Source organism: Yersinia bercovieri ATCC 43970, assembly GCF_013282745.1.
GTDB lineage: Bacteria > Pseudomonadota > Gammaproteobacteria > Enterobacterales > Enterobacteriaceae > Yersinia > Yersinia bercovieri.
The window spans coordinates 2,924,294-2,940,305 of sequence record NZ_CP054044.1; the positions used below are offsets into that span (position 1 = coordinate 2,924,294).

The window sequence follows — 16,012 nt, forward strand, 5'->3', positions numbered from 1 at the left end:
CGAGCCGTCTATGCTCTAGCTGTTTTCTACCTGAATGTATCAATATGTCATCGGTTGCCGGATAAAAAAACAGACGGTAGCGGGTTTTAGAATAGCGATTTACAGACATGTGTTCCGCAAACAACTTGTTTGTAAATGACATGGTTTATGACGACTCAGGCGGCTTTTTCGGAGTGGAGTGCGCTCAAGGACGATATATATTCAGTGTCAGCCGCTTTACGACAGTTTTCTCTCGTTAGGCGATGGTGTTATCACCCTGTACTACCCTACATAAACCCGGAGATACAAATGAATAAGAAGGTTTTCACATTAGCAACCTTGGCTGCCAGCATGTTGTTTGGCGCGGCTGCTCAAGCTGATACCCGTATTGGTGTCACCATCTATAAATATGATGACAACTTTATGTCCGTGGTCCGTAAAGCGATAGAGAAAGATGCTAAAGCATCTCCTGACGTTACCCTACTGATGAATGACTCCCAGAATGATCAATCCAAGCAAAACGATCAAATCGACGTATTGTTGGCTAAGGGGGTAAAAGCGCTGGCAATTAACCTGGTTGACCCAGCAGCAGCGCCAGTGGTTATCGATAAAGCCCGCGCAAACGATGTACCGATTGTGTTTTATAACAAAGAACCTTCACGTAAAGCCTTGGATAGCTATGACAAAGCTTACTATGTGGGCACAGACTCTAAAGAGTCCGGTGTTATTCAGGGTGAGCTGATTGCTAAACATTGGCAAGCCAACCCAGCATGGGATCTGAATAAAGACGGTAAAATTCAATTTGTGTTGCTGAAAGGTGAACCGGGTCATCCAGATGCTGAAGCACGTACCACTTACGTGATTAAGACATTGAATGAAAAAGGTATTCCAACTCAACAATTGCAGTTAGATACCGCAATGTGGGATACCGCGCAGGCCAAAGATAAGATGGATGCATGGTTATCTGGCCCTAACGCAAACAAAATCGAAGTGGTTATTGCCAACAATGATGCGATGGCAATGGGTGCAGTAGAAGCATTGAAAGCACACAATAAAACCAGCGTTCCAGTGTTCGGTGTTGATGCCTTGCCAGAAGCGTTAGCGATGGTGAAATCAGGTCAAATGGCCGGTACAGTGTTGAATGATGCCAACAATCAGGCCAAAGCGACCTTTGATCTGGCTAAAAACCTGGCTGCCGGTAAACCTGCTGCTGAAGGCACAACCTGGAAAATCGACAACAAAATCGTACGTATCCCGTATGTAGGCGTCGATAAAGATAACCTGGCTGAATTTACTAAATAACAGGCGAAACACGATTTACACCCAAGTATTAAGGGTAGAAAGTCATTAACCTTCTAGCCCCGGCACCGAGAATTCGGTACACGGAGCCTGGCACCGGGGCTGAAGGTTTTTTTGTTGCATTGATCCCTATTTTAGAGCGCGCGCTTATTGGTGGGTGGCTATATATCCAGCAAGTCGGTGGCGGTTCTTAGCCAGGTATAATTATGGCCGATATTAATACAGCACAACCCCGCGAGTGGTTGCTGGAAATGAGTAATATCAATAAATCATTTCCGGGTGTAAAGGCGTTAGATAACGTAAATCTTAAAGTGCGGCCAAATTCGATCCATGCCTTAATGGGAGAAAATGGTGCCGGTAAGTCAACGTTATTAAAATGTCTGTTTGGTATCTATAAAAAAGACTCCGGAAGTATTATCTTTCAGGGGCAAGAAATAGAGTTTAAAAGTTCGAAAGAAGCATTAGAGCATGGTGTCTCTATGGTGCATCAGGAATTAAACCTGGTGTTACAACGTACAGTGATGGACAACATGTGGCTGGGCCGCTACCCAACCAAAGGTTTTTTTGTCGATCAAGATAAAATGTACAAAGATACCAAAGCCATCTTCGATGAATTGGATATTGATATTGATCCTCGTGACAAAGTTGCCACGTTATCAGTATCGCAAATGCAAATGATCGAGATAGCCAAGGCATTTTCTTACAATGCCAAGATCGTCATTATGGATGAGCCGACCTCTTCATTAACCGAGAAAGAAGTTAATCATCTTTTTACGATTATCCGCAAATTAAAAGAGCGTGGCTGCGGAATTGTTTATATCTCCCACAAAATGGAAGAGATATTCCAGCTGTGCGACGAAATCACGATATTACGTGATGGTCAGTGGATTGCCACTCAGCCGCTGGAAGGGCTGACCATGGATCAGATAATTTCTATGATGGTGGGGCGCTCACTGAGCCAACGTTTTCCTGACCGCCTGAATACACCCGGTGAGGTTATTCTGGAAGTGAAGAATTTGACCTCGCTGCGCCAACCCTCTATCCGCGATATCTCCTTTGATTTACATAAAGGCGAGATCTTGGGTATTGCCGGGCTGGTGGGAGCAAAACGTACTGATATCGTTGAAACCTTATTTGGTATCCGCGAAAAAGTCTCCGGAACCATTAAATTACACGGCAAAAGTATTAATAACCACAGTGCTAATGAAGCCATTAATCATGGATTTGCACTGGTGACTGAAGAGCGCCGCTCAACCGGAATTTACGCTTATCTCGATGTGGGTTTTAATTCCCTAATATCTAATATTCGTAACTATAAAAATAAATTTGGGCTGCTGGATAATACGCGCATGAAGAGCGATACCCAATGGGTTATCGATGCGATGCGAGTAAAAACGCCGGGTCACCGTACCAGTATCGGTTCATTATCAGGTGGTAATCAGCAGAAAGTAATTATTGGCCGTTGGCTACTGACTCAACCAGAAATATTAATGTTGGATGAGCCGACTCGGGGAATTGATGTCGGTGCGAAGTTTGAAATCTATCAGTTAATGACTGAACTAGCGAAGAAAAACAAAGGGATCATTATTATCTCCTCTGAAATGCCTGAGCTATTAGGGATCACTGACAGAATTTTGGTAATGAGTAATGGTCAGGTTGCAGGAATTGTTGAAACCAAACAAACCACGCAAAATGAAATATTACGCCTTGCATCCTTGCATCTCTAATCTAGTCGAAGGTTCTTATTATGAATGCGTTAAATAAGAAAAGTATGCTCACTTACCTTAAAGAGAGCGGGATTTACGTCGTGTTATTCGTATTGCTGGCAATAATTATTGTCAAGGACCCGACATTTTTAAGCCTGATGAACTTAAGTAATATTCTAACCCAATCTTCCGTGCGTATTATTATCGCACTGGGTGTAGCGGGTCTGATTGTGACTCAAGGGACGGATCTGTCAGCCGGTCGTCAGGTAGGTTTGGCGGCGGTAGTTGCCGCAACCATGCTGCAAGCCATGGACAACGTTAATAAAGTTTTCCCTGATTTACAGACTGTGCCTATTCCAATTGTTATCTTAACCGTCTGTCTGATTGGTGCGATTATTGGTCTGATCAACGGTATTATCATCGCTTATCTGAATGTGACTCCATTTATTACCACATTGGGTACGATGATTATTGTTTACGGTATTAACTCCCTGTATTACGACTTTGTTGGCGCATCACCAATTGCTGGTTTTGACCCTGCATTCTCAACCTTTGCGCAAGGATTTTTACGGTTTGGTGATTTCAAACTCTCCTACATTACTTTCTATGCGCTCATTGCTATCGGCTTTGTTTGGGTATTGTGGAATAAAACTCGCTTTGGCAAAAATATCTTCGCCATCGGCGGCAACCCAGAAGCGGCAAAAGTTTCTGGTGTTAATGTGCCACTGAACTTAATCATGATTTATGCCTTGTCCGGTGTATTCTATGCATTCGGCGGGATGTTGGAAGCTGGCCGTATTGGTAGTGCGACCAACAACCTCGGGTTTATGTATGAGCTAGATGCGATCGCGGCTTGTGTGGTAGGCGGGGTCTCCTTTAGTGGTGGTGTCGGTACGGTTATCGGCGTGGTGACTGGGGTTATTATCTTTACCGTCATTAACTACGGGCTGACTTATATCGGCGTGAACCCTTACTGGCAATACATTATCAAGGGTGCGATCATTATCTTTGCGGTAGCACTGGACTCACTGAAATACGCGAAGAAGAAATAATCAGTTATTGGCCGTAAAGCCACGATAAAAATGAAAACCAGTCTGGGAATATCCTGACTGGTTTTTACTTTTTGATGTAAATGAGAAGTGATTTCAATAGGCGGGGAGATCACTAAATTTTGATTAAATTGTTTATTAACCCAGATCAAGCTTATCGCGGGTTAATATATATTTCTTTATTTCAATGCCTTAAAGTATCCACCATCTATTTTTGAGCTTAATGACTTTGGGAATATATGGATAGCGCAAAAAAACTACCCCGTCCCACATTGGCTCAGGTTTGGCAAGACACACTACTCACGGTATCGAAAAAATTATTATTACTCCGAGATATCACCGAGTTAGTTAATGAGCTCAGCAAGATCTCTTTTTCGGTAGTGCGTTTTCAACGTGTCAATTTATTGCTGCTTAATCCGCTGTATAACCAAATAACTCTTTATACCCATGATGATGTCACCGATACAGTCACAGGGTCGCAAAATATCCTATTTGCTGAAGGCCCGGGCGCTCTGGCATGGCAGCAACAAATACCTTTGCAGAGTGATCATCCGCGTATGCAAAGGGAATTTGCGTCTGTCTGTAATTTGGGGCCTTATCAGCGGCTACATTCAGGCTGCCATTTTCCCTTGGGCCATGATAATCACTGGTCAGGTTGTGTTGAGTTTATTAAGACTGACGACAGTGAGTTCGATGAGCAGGCGATGACCTTTCTGGGATTATTGGCCGATGTAGTCGCTATTGCGGTGGATAATATCGCTGAAATAGATCGGGCATTTTCTGAACGTGAAAAACTGCGCTTTGAACGGGATCACTACCGGATATTAGTGGATGTCACTAATACGGTTATTTCTAAACTAGAATTGGATGTCTTAGCGGCCGAGGTTTCGAAAGAGATACACCGCTTTTTCAATATCGATTATATCAGTCTGGCGATATGCGGCAGCCAAAACGATAAAAATAAACTGCATCTCTTTTCGGCCCGCTACCAAACGGGTAAAACAGTGCAGCATCAGCAAGCCAGGATGGATATCACCGGCACCTTAGCGGGGCAAGTTTTACACAGCCGGGAATTATTGCTAGTTAATTTGGCGGATATTTCTCTCTTGGCCCCTGAAGATAAACAATTGGCGAATATGTTGGATGATGGTTTGCAGGTAGTTTGCCTGTTACCACTCTTTTTCGGCCATAAGATGCTGGGTATATTAACACTGGCGCAATGTCAGAGTGATATTTTCACCGACAGTAATCTCAAACTGTTACGGCAAATTGCCGCCCGCATTGCCATTGCTGTGGACAATGCCTTAGCTTATAACGAAATTAGCCGTCTGAAAGACTCACTGGTAAATGAGAATCTCTATCTAACGGATCAGATTATTCATAATGAGGAGTTCGGCGAAATAATTGGTCATAGTGCTGGCATTAAAGCGGTGCTGGAACAGGTCGAAATGGTGGCGTCCAGTGATTGCACGGTACTGATCCTCGGCGAAACTGGCACCGGTAAAGAGTTAATTGCCCGCGCGATCCATAATTTAAGTCAGCGTAAGAATAAGCGCATGGTGAAAATGAACTGTGCGGCGATCCCCTCCGGATTAATGGAGAGTGATCTGTTTGGTCATGAAAAGGGGGCATATACCGGTGCGTCATCACAGCGTATTGGCCGATTTGAGATGGCCGATGGCGGTACACTCTTTCTCGATGAAGTTGGGGATATTCCCCTGGAGCTGCAACCGAAACTCCTGCGGGTATTACAAGAGCGGGAAATAGAGCGTTTGGGGGGCAGTAAAATTATTCCGGTGGATGTTCGGCTGATTGCAGCAACCAATCGTGACTTAAAATTGATGATGGTCAATCGCGAATATCGCAGTGATCTCTACTATCGACTCAATGTTTTTCCTATTGTGATCCCCCCCCTTCGCGAGCGGCCAGAAGATATCCCCCTGCTGGTGAAATTTTTCACTAAGAAAATAGCCAAACGCATGAATCGCGTCATCGATACTATTCCCAGTGAAACATTACGTTTACTGAGTCGTTTACCCTGGCCGGGGAATATTCGCGAACTGGAGAATGTAATTGAGCGAGCGGTCATTCTCAGCCGGGGCACAACACTGAATTTGCAGTTACAAGAGTTGGAATATCACTTATCGCCGTTAGAGGTCGCCAAACCGGCAGCGGAACGGGTCGTTCGTAAAGCGTTGTTACCTGAAAGCGAAGAGCCGGAATTTTCAGAATCTGAACGCGCACGCATTATTCGCGTATTACGTGAGACCAATGGTGTGGTCGCTGGCGCAAAAGGAGCGGCAATTAAGCTGGGGTTAAAACGCACCACCTTGTTATCTCGTATGCAACGATTAGGAATATCAGTAAAAAGTATTGAAGAAGAGGATGGGATAGCTGAGTAAATCTGTTTTTGTCAGTGCTGATTACCAATAGAGTTGAATCAAGGGGAAACACGCCGTTGGGATTGTAGCGGCGTAAGTCACCGAACTGCCCCAGGGCGTGGTCAATCTTGACTCACTACAGCTTATACGCCGTGTAGTGAGTCATCACTATTTCAATTAACGGCGGCTGCTCTACTTAACCGTGCTTTTAACTGGCTATACTCCTGTTGGACATAGTTCTCCGCCCAGCCCTGATCCGGTATCGCCTCCAGTTTCACCGCGCAATATTTGTACTCTGGTGTTTTAGAGATGGGATCAAGATGGTCTAACGTCAGCTCATTACAGGCCCCAATCCACCACTGGTAAGTCATATATACCGCGCCGACATTAATGCGCTCACTGACGGAAACCCGCGTGATCACCTTGCCGCGCCGCGACTCAACCCAGACCAGCTGTTGATCCCGCAAATGCAGTTTCTCTGCATCCTGCGGACTGATTTGCACATAACCCGGCTCATCGGCTAATGTTTGCAGCGCCGAACAGTTACCGGTCATTGAGCGGCAAGAGTAGTGGCCCACTTCACGCACGGTACAGAGCACCAGTGGGTAATCCTCATCCACCTGCTCCATTGGCGCCCGCCACTCGCTGGCAAACAGCAATCCTTTACCGCCGGGGCGGTCAAACTTATTATCGGCATATAACCACGGCGTACCGGGGCTATCCTCGGTAGTACATGGCCACGGGATATAGCCCAATCCAGCCATTTTCTCGTAGGTTGCGCCGTAATAGAGCGGGCAGAGTTCGCGCAGCTCGTCCCAAATCTCTTTGGTATTGTGATATTTCATCGGATAGCCGAGGGCGGTCGCCATCAGACTGATGATCTCCCAATCCGGTTTCACGTCACCCTGGGCATCAACCGCTTTTTCAAAGCGCTGGAAACCCCGGTCGGCGGCGGAGTAGACCCCCTCATGTTCGCCCCATGAAGTGGCAGGGAAAATCACATCCGCCTCGGCGGCGGTTTTGGTCATAAAGATATCCTGCACAATCAGCAGCTCCAACTCGCTGAAAGCTTCGCGCATCATTGAAAGGTCTGGCTCAGTTTGCAGCGGATCTTCGCCCATCACGTAGTTGGCTTTGATTTTGCCCTCTTTCACTTTGTGTGGTACATCGGTCAGTGAGTAGCCGATTTTTCCGGATAGGGAAGGGACGCCCCAGGCTTTGGCAAACTTCTCCAGTGTGGCGGGATCGGTAACGGGCTGGTAGCCGGGATACATATTGGGCAGAGCGCCCATGTCACAGGCACCTTGCACGTTATTCTGCCCACGAACCGGGCCGACACCCACATTAGGGCGGCCGAGGTTGCCGGTCAGCAGCGCCAATCCTGATAATCCCTTAACTACATCCACACCTTGGCCCCATTGAGTCACGCCCATGCCCCACAAAATGGTGGCAGATGGCGCGGCGGCATAGATGCGCATTGCTTCGCGAATAGTCTGCGCTGGCAGGCCAGTGATACCTTCGACATACTCAGGGGTGTATTTGGCGACAATTTCGCGATATTCGTCGAAACCTTCGGTATAGCGCGAGACATAATCTTTATCGTATAACTCTTCGCTAATCAATACGTTGGCAAAGGCATTAACCAGCGCCATATTTGAACCGTTGTTCAGTGGTAGCCACAGATCAGCTATACGTGCCGTTTCGATATGGCGCGGATCACAAACAATCACTTTCGCCCCTTTCTCCTTGGCTTTGAGGATCCGGCGGGCGACGATTGGGTGGGAGTCGGCGGCGTTGTAGCCAAAGACCAAAATGCACTTGGTCTCTTCAATCTCGCAGATTGAGTTGCTCATCGCGCCATTGCCCAGTGTCACTTGCAAGCCTGCCACTGACGGGCCGTGACAAACACGGGCGCAGCAGTCAATGTTGTTGCTGCCGGTCACTGCGCGGGCAAATTTTTGCATCACATAGTTGGTTTCATTGCCCGGCCCACGGGATGAACCGGTGTGCATAATGGCTTCCGGGCCATATTTCTCTTTAATTGCCCGCAACTTGCTACTGGCGAACTCAATGGCCTCATCCCAAGAGACCGCTTCCAGTGTGCCGCCTTTTTGGCGACGGATCATCGGCTGTTTCAGGCGTGGCGTCAGTAGCTTGGTATCATTGAGAAAATCCCAGCCGTAGTAGCCTTTTAGGCAGAGTTCACCTTGATTGGTGACCCCATTAGCGCCCTGTGCGCCGACGACTTTGCCGTTTTCAACCAATAAGTTGATTTTGCAGCCAGAGCCGCAGTAAGGACAGACAGTGAGTGCTTTGTGCATAATTAATTACCCTCGTTCTTGTCGCCGCAGTATCGGCTTAGAAGTTCATCTCGTTGGCTTCATCCAGCGCGGCGCGCATCTGTTTTTTGCGCAGCATGGCTTGCAGGGTGTCGCGGCCAATCATATGTAGCGCTTGAGTTGGGCAAACAGAAATACAGGCCGGCCCTGCAGCACGCCCTTCGCACAGGTCACATTTCTGCGCTTCGGCTTTGAGACAAAAGCCCTGCGAGAGGCCGTTGAACATCACTTCGACCTGTTTGGTCACCACTGTCATGGCACCGTACGGGCAGGCAACGACGCAGGTTTTGCAGCCAATGCACTTCTCTTGCAGCACCTGAATGCTATCAGCCGCTCGCACAATCGCGCCGTTCGGGCAAACATTGGCACAAGGCGCGTCTTCGCAGTGACGGCACATAATGGCGGTACTGACATTCAACCCTTTAACCACTTTCAGCCGTGGAGCGAAATTGGCCTTGGTCATGGCCTCCAGTCGGCCACCATTGTGTGCCAGCACACAGGCGACCTCACAGGTGCGGCAGCCAATGCACTTTTTGGGGTCGGCGATTATGAACCGGTTCATTGTGTAATCTCCTTACCCTTCATCTTTCAAGTTGCAGGTGTGTTGGTGCACCTTGAAATCGATGGGGTATAAATTGAGCAGTCTGGACACATGGCCCTACCGCGATATTCACCTACATATTGCATGGTTTATGCCAAGTTGAATGAGTGAAGTGAAAGTGAATAAATCTATTTGTTTTATAAGGAATTTGTTGGGATTTTATGCGGTTGGGCGAAATGCGGGAAACTGTCGGTGGGTGTGACGTCGGCAAATTTGACGACGTCACACCGTCACTCAATTAAAGATGGGTAAAACCGCCGTCACCTTGCCAGTGGGGCAGCTGTTGATAGAGTGTTTCTACGGCTTGTTTGACGATATCGCTCATCGGAAAGTAGAACGCGACCAGTGTCGGCTGGATGCCAACGAAAATCACTTCACTAATATCCTCCTTGAGCTGATCGATCAGAAAATTGAGCGGCAGATTATGGGTGCTCATGATGAACATTTCAGCAATTCGCTCGGGTTCAATGATTCGAATCTCCCCCGGGGCTAACGCCATATCCGCCGCATCCACGATAATCAGCCGCGTGGGGTGTAAGGCGCGGATACTATGTACCACATTTTCCGGCGCTGAACCGCCATCAATCACCTGCCAATTCGCTAAGGGCTGCTGGCTCATGCGCTCAGCCAGCAATGGGCCTGCGCCATCATCACCCATCATGCTGTTGCCGACGGTTAAGACTAGATTCGTGACTGCATTGAGATGGCTCATGGGCGGCGTTTCACCATTAAGTAGATGGCCGGTTCCTGCTCGATATCGTACAGGGTTTGCAGCAGTTGTTGGCTCCAGGGCCGATGGAGTGAGGCGGCATCTTCCGCCAGTGGCGCAAAAGCCTTCGCCAGCAACTGGGTGTGGGTGCTGTCGATGGTGATTTCACCAAACTTCAGCAGGCCGGCCATTTTGCGGCGCGCTTCGCCCTCAGGCAACTGGCTGAACCACTGCTCATACTCGGCCAGCGGGCACTCCATTATCGCTTTCAGGCAATCAATTACCCCCACATGGTGGCCGATCGCCAGTGAGTAATAGATCACCTGCTGCGCCTGTTCGGGCATCTGATCGTCACTGTCGAGAAACTTCTGGTTCAGCGCATAAAAAATCACCTTAGCGCTCATAGCTGAGGCCCCCTGCCAGTTGCATTAACGTGATCTGTTGCAGGCTGGCAAATATCTCGCTCAGGCGCGGATCATCTTGCTGACTGAGATAGTGCTGGCAGCGCTGCTCTAGCCCGGGCAAGGGCTGATTGACCAGCAGTGACAAAAAGCGGTCAGTGATCTCCCGCCCGTGGCGATAACCGGCCATGCGGCGTGCTTCACGCTCCAGCAGCACACGTAGTGTCAGCGGCGCATCAGGGTGAATTAGGGCGACCCGCTCGTCAGCGGCCTCCTGACTCTCTTCCCCCTTGAGTTTTTGCTCCAGCAGGCCGAGCGCCACCGCAAAGCCATAAAGGGTGGCGGCCGGTGTCGGCGGGCAACCGGGGATATAAACATCAATTGGTACAATGGTATCGCTGCCGCCCCAGACACAATAGAGGTCGTGGAAGATGCCACCGCCGCAGCCACAAGCACCGTAAGAGATGCAGATTTTAGGATCTGGTGCCGATTGATAGGCGCGCAGCGCGGGGCTGCGCATAGCGCGGGTGACCGCTCCAGTGAACAGCAAGATATCCGCATGACGCGGCGAGGCGACGACCTTGATACCAAAACGCTCGGTGTCGAATAGCGGTGTAATCGAGGAGAAAATCTCAATTTCACAGCCGTTGCAGCCGCCGCAATCCACCCGATAGACATAGGCGGAGCGTTTGATATCTTTCAGCAATTTACTTTTTAACTGCGCGATAGCAGGATCAAGCGCAACCGGCTGGCTAACATGATGCCCCCAAGCCGGTTTTGATGAATGTGGCTGGCTCATGGATGGCTCCCCCCTTCGCACTGGTGATTCGGTATCATACTGTTATTTATGGAAATACTGTTATTTATGGAAATACTGTTACTCATGGAGATACTGCTCTTCATGGCGATATTGCTATTGCCGATGATATTGTGTTGGCGCTTACACTCAGGGCAGGTTTCAAAATGGGGGCGTTGCCGCTCGACATCCTCCGCGCTCACTCCTGAATGGATCAGCAGCGCCATGACATAATCCACCTCTTTTTTCGGCGCAAAAGGTCTCTGGCACTGCTGGCAAGAGGTGAGCGTAAAGGTGGCGCGTTGATATAAATCCGCTTTATTGAACACCGCCAACTCAAACTCTGGCGACAGCACAATCGCGCGGGTCGGGCAGACCTCTTCACAGCGGCCGCAGAAAATGCAGCGCCCAAGGAACAACTGCCACTGGCGAGTTCCACGGGCGATATCTGTCTCCATGGTCAGCGCATTGGCCGGGCAGGCCATAGTACAGGCGCCGCAAGCAATACACTGCGCGGCCTCATATTGTGGTTTGCCACGAAATCCGTGACTGACCTCAAGCGGCTTAAACGGATATTTCACCGTGGTATCGCCGACTTTCAGGATGGTTTTAAACAGTTTTAACATTCTTCATCCCTCTATTTGAGCGGCGAATGGGTGCGCTCGATGCCATAACGCGCGATCTCTTTGTAGGGCACAGTGACGGATTTCTGCTTGCGCACATCCACCAAAGTGACCCGATCAGTGCAGGAGTAGCAAGGGTCAAGACTGCCGATGATCAGTGGCGCGTCAGAGACGGTATTGCCGCGCAGCATATAGCGCAGCACTGGCCAATTGGCGTAGGTGGCGGCCCGACAGCGCCAGCGGAACAGTTTTTGGTTATCGCCGGTCATGCTCCAGTGCACATCTTCGCCACGGGGCGCTTCGGAGAAGCCGAGGGCAAATTTGTAGGGCTGATAGTGGACTCTCTCTTCCAGCAATGGGCCGCCAGGCATATGGTTTAGGCCATATTCAATCATCACCAGCGAGTCAAAGAACTCCCGCACCCGCACTAGCAGGCGTGAGTTCACGTCGCAGCCATCAAGGCTAAACAGCTCTTTAGGCACATTGGCATAGTTGGCGTAGGTGTGGTCGTGGCGCATATCGCGGGCAAAACCACTGGCGCGGATCATCGGGCCGACTGGGCTGAAATCGCGGGCAATTTTACGATCTAACAGACCAACACCCACAGTGCGCTGCTCAATATTGGCGGTGCTCATCAGCATATCCACCAACTGGCCGATATCGGCGCGCATCTCTGTCACCAACTGTAGGGTTTTAATGCGATCGGCTTTCAGGATATCGCGGCGGACCCCGCCAATCAGATTCAGACCGTAGGTTTTACGCGCCCCTGTCAGCATCTCGGCGATGGTCATGGCTTTTTCACGCACGCGGAAAAACTGCATAAAACCGGTATCGAAACCGACGAAGTGGCAAGACAAACCGATATTAAGCAGGTGGCTGTGTAGCCGCTCCACCTCCAGCAAAATGGTGCGGATCATCTGCGCTCGTGGCGGCACGATAATGCCCAGCGCATTCTCAATCGATGAGGTGTAGGCCACACTGTGAGTGAAGCCGCAAATGCCGCAAATACGGTCTGATAGGAAGGTGACATCGTTATAGCCCATGCGGGTTTCAGCCAGTTTTTCCATGCCGCGATGGACATAAAACAGGCGGTAATCGGCATCGATAATATCCTCACCATCAACAAACAGGCGGAAGTGGCCCGGTTCATCGGAGGTAATGTGCATCGGGCCGATAGGCACCACGCGGCTACTGCTGCCCGCCTCATTCTCAAACTGATAGGTTTCGGTGTCGCCGGTTGGTGTGGGGCGCTGGCGATAATCCATAGTATCTTTGCGCAGCGGATAGAGGTCATCCGGCCAATCATCGGGCAGCACTAAACGGCGCTCATCGGGCAGACCCACCGGTTGCAGGCCATACATATCGCGCACTTCGCGCTCTCCCCAGACCGCCGCCGGAACCCTTGGTGTGACGGATGGGAACTCAGGCCGCTCAGGGCTTATCAGCGCTTTGACAATCACCCAGCACTTGTCGCCATAGCGTTTTCCAGTCTGTGCGCCATACTGTTCGCGCCCCTCCATCGATAGCACATAGTAAATGGCAAAATAGCCATTCAGGCTGCGCTCATCATTACCGAACAGCACTGATAGCCAGCCGCCTTGCTGGTAATAGAGGTGCTCCACCACCTCCGGCAGGCTGTTTAGCTTAATGGTAATGGTCAGTTGGTCGTGGGTCTGCCACTCCTCATCGAGGATTGCCGCCGGAAATTGTTCACGCAGGCGGGCGACATAGGCGGCCCCCCGTTTTTCACCGCCTGCTGGTTGGCCTGAAAGGGTATTGGCTGAAATGGGCGTTTCGTGAGTCACGTTACATCTCCTGACGTGTCGGGGTGAGTTGCAGGGCGGTATGGGCATCTGCGACGGAAGGGGCCGGTTGAGCCGGAGAGATTGCTGTTATTGGCGAGCGCGATTGCCACGGCAACATAAAGGGCTGAACTGTGGGGGCACTGCTGTCACTTTTGAGGACAATCTGCGCCGCATCGGTGAGTAAACGGGTCACTGGCGAGGGAATGTGCACCCCGAGTAGTAGCATCAGCAGCAGTAAAATCACCATTGGCGCAGTGGTGAGGATCCCCAGTTCACCTTTGCTGACCGCAGGGGGCGGGGTGCCCAGCACCGTGCTGGCAATCATGCGTACCAATCCGGCCAGCACCAGTGTCAGCAGCAACAGCAGCACAATCACCAGCCAGAGATGGCCGGCTTTAATGGTGGCGGCCACCAGCATAAATTCGCTGATAAATAGGCTAAATGGCGGCATCCCCGCTAGCGCCAGTGCGCCACCGGCCAGTAACACTGCGGTGAGGGGGGCGACGCGGATAATGCCTTTAATCGCCCCCATATCCCGCGTGCCATATTTCAGCAGCACATTACCGGAGCCACAGAACAGCAAGGTTTTTGCCAGACTGTGATTTAAGGTGTGGAACAGCGCGGCCACTACCCCCAGCGGGCCACCAATCCCCAGCGCTACAGCAATCAGCCCCATATTCTCGACGCTGGAGTAGGCCAGCAGACGTTTCATGTCGCGCTGCGCCAGAATAAAGAGCGCGGAGACGGCAACCGACATCATGCCGAACACCAATAGCAGCATTTGTGGGAAGTGCGGCCCAATAGCGGCGCTGATAATGATGTAATAGCGGATGATCACCAGCAGGGCGCAGTTGAGCAGCACCGCAGATAGCAGGGCACTGGTGGGGCTGGGCGCTTCGCTGTGGGCATCCGGTAACCACGAATGCATCGGGAACAACCCGGTTTTGGTGCCAAAGCCAATCAGGATAAAGACAAATGCCAGATGCATCAGGCGAGGGTCTAGCTCTTTGGCGTGCTCAGCGACCACCGTCCAGAAAATGGCGCTACCGGGATCGGCCAACACACTAGCCGCATTGGCGTACACCAACACCGTGCCATACAGCCCAAATGCCACCCCCACCGTACAGATAATAATGTATTTCCAGGCCGCTTCTAGCGAGGATCGCTGACCATATAACCCCACCAAAAAGGCCGAGCTGAGGGTGGTGGCTTCAATGCCCACCCACATCAGAATCAGGTTATTACTGGTAACCACCAGCAGCATGGTGAACAGGAACAGATGGAAGAAACCATAATAGTTGCACAGTGTGCCGACAGTAATTTCGCCATTATTCACCTCATGGCGCATATAGCCGAGCGAGTAGAGGCCGGTGATAAAACCGATAATCCCCAGAATGGCGAGGAATAGTGCACTGAGGCTGTCGATATGCAGCCAGTGGTGAGCTGCCAGAATCTCCCCGCCGAGGGCCACCCGACACACCAGCGTCAAGGCCACCAGCAGCAGCAAACTGATGCCGATAAAGTGCACCCAAGTGGAAGCCATGCGGGCGGCACTGCCGAGGGCGCGACAGGCAAAGGCCAGTAGTGAGGCTATCAGAGGTATCGCCAGCAGTAACAGCAGCAGGTCAGTATTGCTCATTTCATTACCCCTTTAGCGCCGTCAGTTGTTTAACATCCAGCGTGTGCAGCGTGCGGTAAATTTTGCGCGCCATAAGCGTCATCACCACCACCGCGAAGATGGCATCGGTGGCAATGCCAATCTCCACCAGCTCCGGTGCGCGGAAAGCTAGCAGCGCTAGCATCAAATGCGCGCCATTCTCCATCAGGCAGTAGCCAAAGATATTTTTCAGAATATTGCGCTGGGTGACGATACACAGCAGGCCAATCAGGAAGTGCCCCAGTGAGACCGCCAGTGCCGGTTTCAGGGCGCTGACCATCGGCAACTGCACCGGCTCGACCACGAAGTAGCTCAGCAAGATGATGATGGCGGCGATAAAAATCAGACTGGCAGTACCTATCACGCCGCCATTGGCTTTGGGGTCCTCCATCTGGCGAAAGGCGCGGTACATAATCCACGGCACCAGCACCACCTTGGTGATAAAGGCGGTTAACGACCACAGATACAACTCATGGGCGTTGAGTGTTTCAGCCAGCACCAGGAAAATCAGTACCAAAACCAGTGACTGCAAAGCATAAAACAGCGCTGAAGTGGCGGGTCTCTTCACGATAATTACCAGCAGCGAGGTAATGATCAGCAGCCCTGCCAGATTGTTGATGACAAGATTGTTGATGACAAGATTGTTGATGAATAGTGTTCCGGTCAT

General features: G+C 50.4%; 13 protein-coding genes. 4 read left to right on the top strand and 9 right to left on the bottom strand.

Annotation, left to right across the window (positions count from 1 at the left end; translation table 11 throughout):
• Positions 1 to 288: 288 nt before the first annotated feature.
• From mglB to flhA, 4 genes are all read left to right on the top strand, one after another.
• Complete coding sequence (mglB, locus tag HRK25_RS13175; protein ID WP_005273836.1) at positions 289 to 1,281, top strand: galactose/glucose ABC transporter substrate-binding protein MglB; 993 nt, start codon at positions 289 to 291, stop codon at positions 1,279 to 1,281.
• Positions 1,282 to 1,484: 203 nt separating this feature from the next.
• A complete protein-coding gene (gene mglA, locus HRK25_RS13180; protein ID WP_005273834.1) occupies positions 1,485 to 3,005 on the top strand; it encodes a galactose/methyl galactoside ABC transporter ATP-binding protein MglA in 1,521 nt (506 codons plus the stop codon).
• 20 nt (positions 3,006 to 3,025) lie between these two features.
• Positions 3,026 to 4,036, top strand: coding sequence for a galactose/methyl galactoside ABC transporter permease MglC (gene mglC / locus HRK25_RS13185; RefSeq protein WP_005273832.1), 1,011 nt, complete (start codon positions 3,026 to 3,028; stop codon positions 4,034 to 4,036).
• 236 nt (positions 4,037 to 4,272) lie between these two features.
• A complete protein-coding gene (flhA, locus tag HRK25_RS13190; RefSeq protein ID WP_005273828.1) occupies positions 4,273 to 6,435 on the top strand; it encodes a formate hydrogenlyase transcriptional activator FlhA in 2,163 nt (720 codons plus the stop codon).
• Between the two features lie 152 nt (positions 6,436 to 6,587).
• Here the strand turns inward: flhA and fdhF are convergent, their stop codons facing one another.
• From fdhF to hyfE, 9 genes are all read right to left on the bottom strand, one after another.
• The gene (gene fdhF, locus HRK25_RS13195) at positions 6,588 to 8,735 is read right to left on the bottom strand and encodes a formate dehydrogenase subunit alpha (protein ID WP_005273825.1); all 2,148 of its coding nucleotides are present in this window, start codon (positions 8,733 to 8,735) and stop codon (positions 6,588 to 6,590) included.
• Positions 8,736 to 8,772: 37 nt separating this feature from the next.
• Positions 8,773 to 9,315: a 4Fe-4S binding protein gene (locus HRK25_RS13200; protein ID WP_032897700.1), complete on the bottom strand. Its 543-nt coding sequence runs from the start codon at positions 9,313 to 9,315 to the stop codon at positions 8,773 to 8,775.
• Positions 9,316 to 9,592: 277 nt separating this feature from the next.
• A complete protein-coding gene (hycI, locus tag HRK25_RS13205) occupies positions 9,593 to 10,066 on the bottom strand; it encodes a hydrogenase maturation peptidase HycI (protein WP_032897698.1) in 474 nt (157 codons plus the stop codon).
• Positions 10,063 to 10,467: a formate hydrogenlyase maturation HycH family protein gene (locus tag HRK25_RS13210; RefSeq protein ID WP_032897695.1), complete on the bottom strand. Its 405-nt coding sequence runs from the start codon at positions 10,465 to 10,467 to the stop codon at positions 10,063 to 10,065. Before HRK25_RS13210 ends, hycI begins: the two co-directional genes overlap by 4 nt.
• Entirely contained in the window at positions 10,457 to 11,263 is an 807-nt protein-coding gene (locus tag HRK25_RS13215; protein ID WP_032897692.1) for an NADH-quinone oxidoreductase subunit B family protein, read from the bottom strand. The genes HRK25_RS13210 and HRK25_RS13215 overlap by 11 nt, the downstream gene beginning before the upstream one ends.
• Positions 11,260 to 11,886: a hydrogenase 4 subunit H gene (gene hyfH / locus HRK25_RS13220; protein ID WP_005273809.1), complete on the bottom strand. Its 627-nt coding sequence runs from the start codon at positions 11,884 to 11,886 to the stop codon at positions 11,260 to 11,262. Before hyfH ends, HRK25_RS13215 begins: the two co-directional genes overlap by 4 nt.
• Positions 11,887 to 11,897: 11 nt before the next feature.
• Positions 11,898 to 13,688 (bottom strand): hydrogenase large subunit, encoded by a 1,791-nt coding sequence (locus tag HRK25_RS13225; RefSeq protein ID WP_049599232.1) that lies wholly within the window; start codon positions 13,686 to 13,688, stop codon positions 11,898 to 11,900.
• 1 nt (position 13,689) lies between these two features.
• Positions 13,690 to 15,327, bottom strand: a complete 1,638-nt coding sequence (locus HRK25_RS13230; protein ID WP_005273803.1) for a hydrogenase 4 subunit F — start codon at positions 15,325 to 15,327, stop codon at positions 13,690 to 13,692.
• A 4-nt stretch (positions 15,328 to 15,331) separates the two neighbouring features.
• Positions 15,332 to 16,012, bottom strand: coding sequence for a hydrogenase 4 membrane subunit (gene hyfE / locus HRK25_RS13235; RefSeq protein ID WP_005273800.1), 681 nt, complete (start codon positions 16,010 to 16,012; stop codon positions 15,332 to 15,334).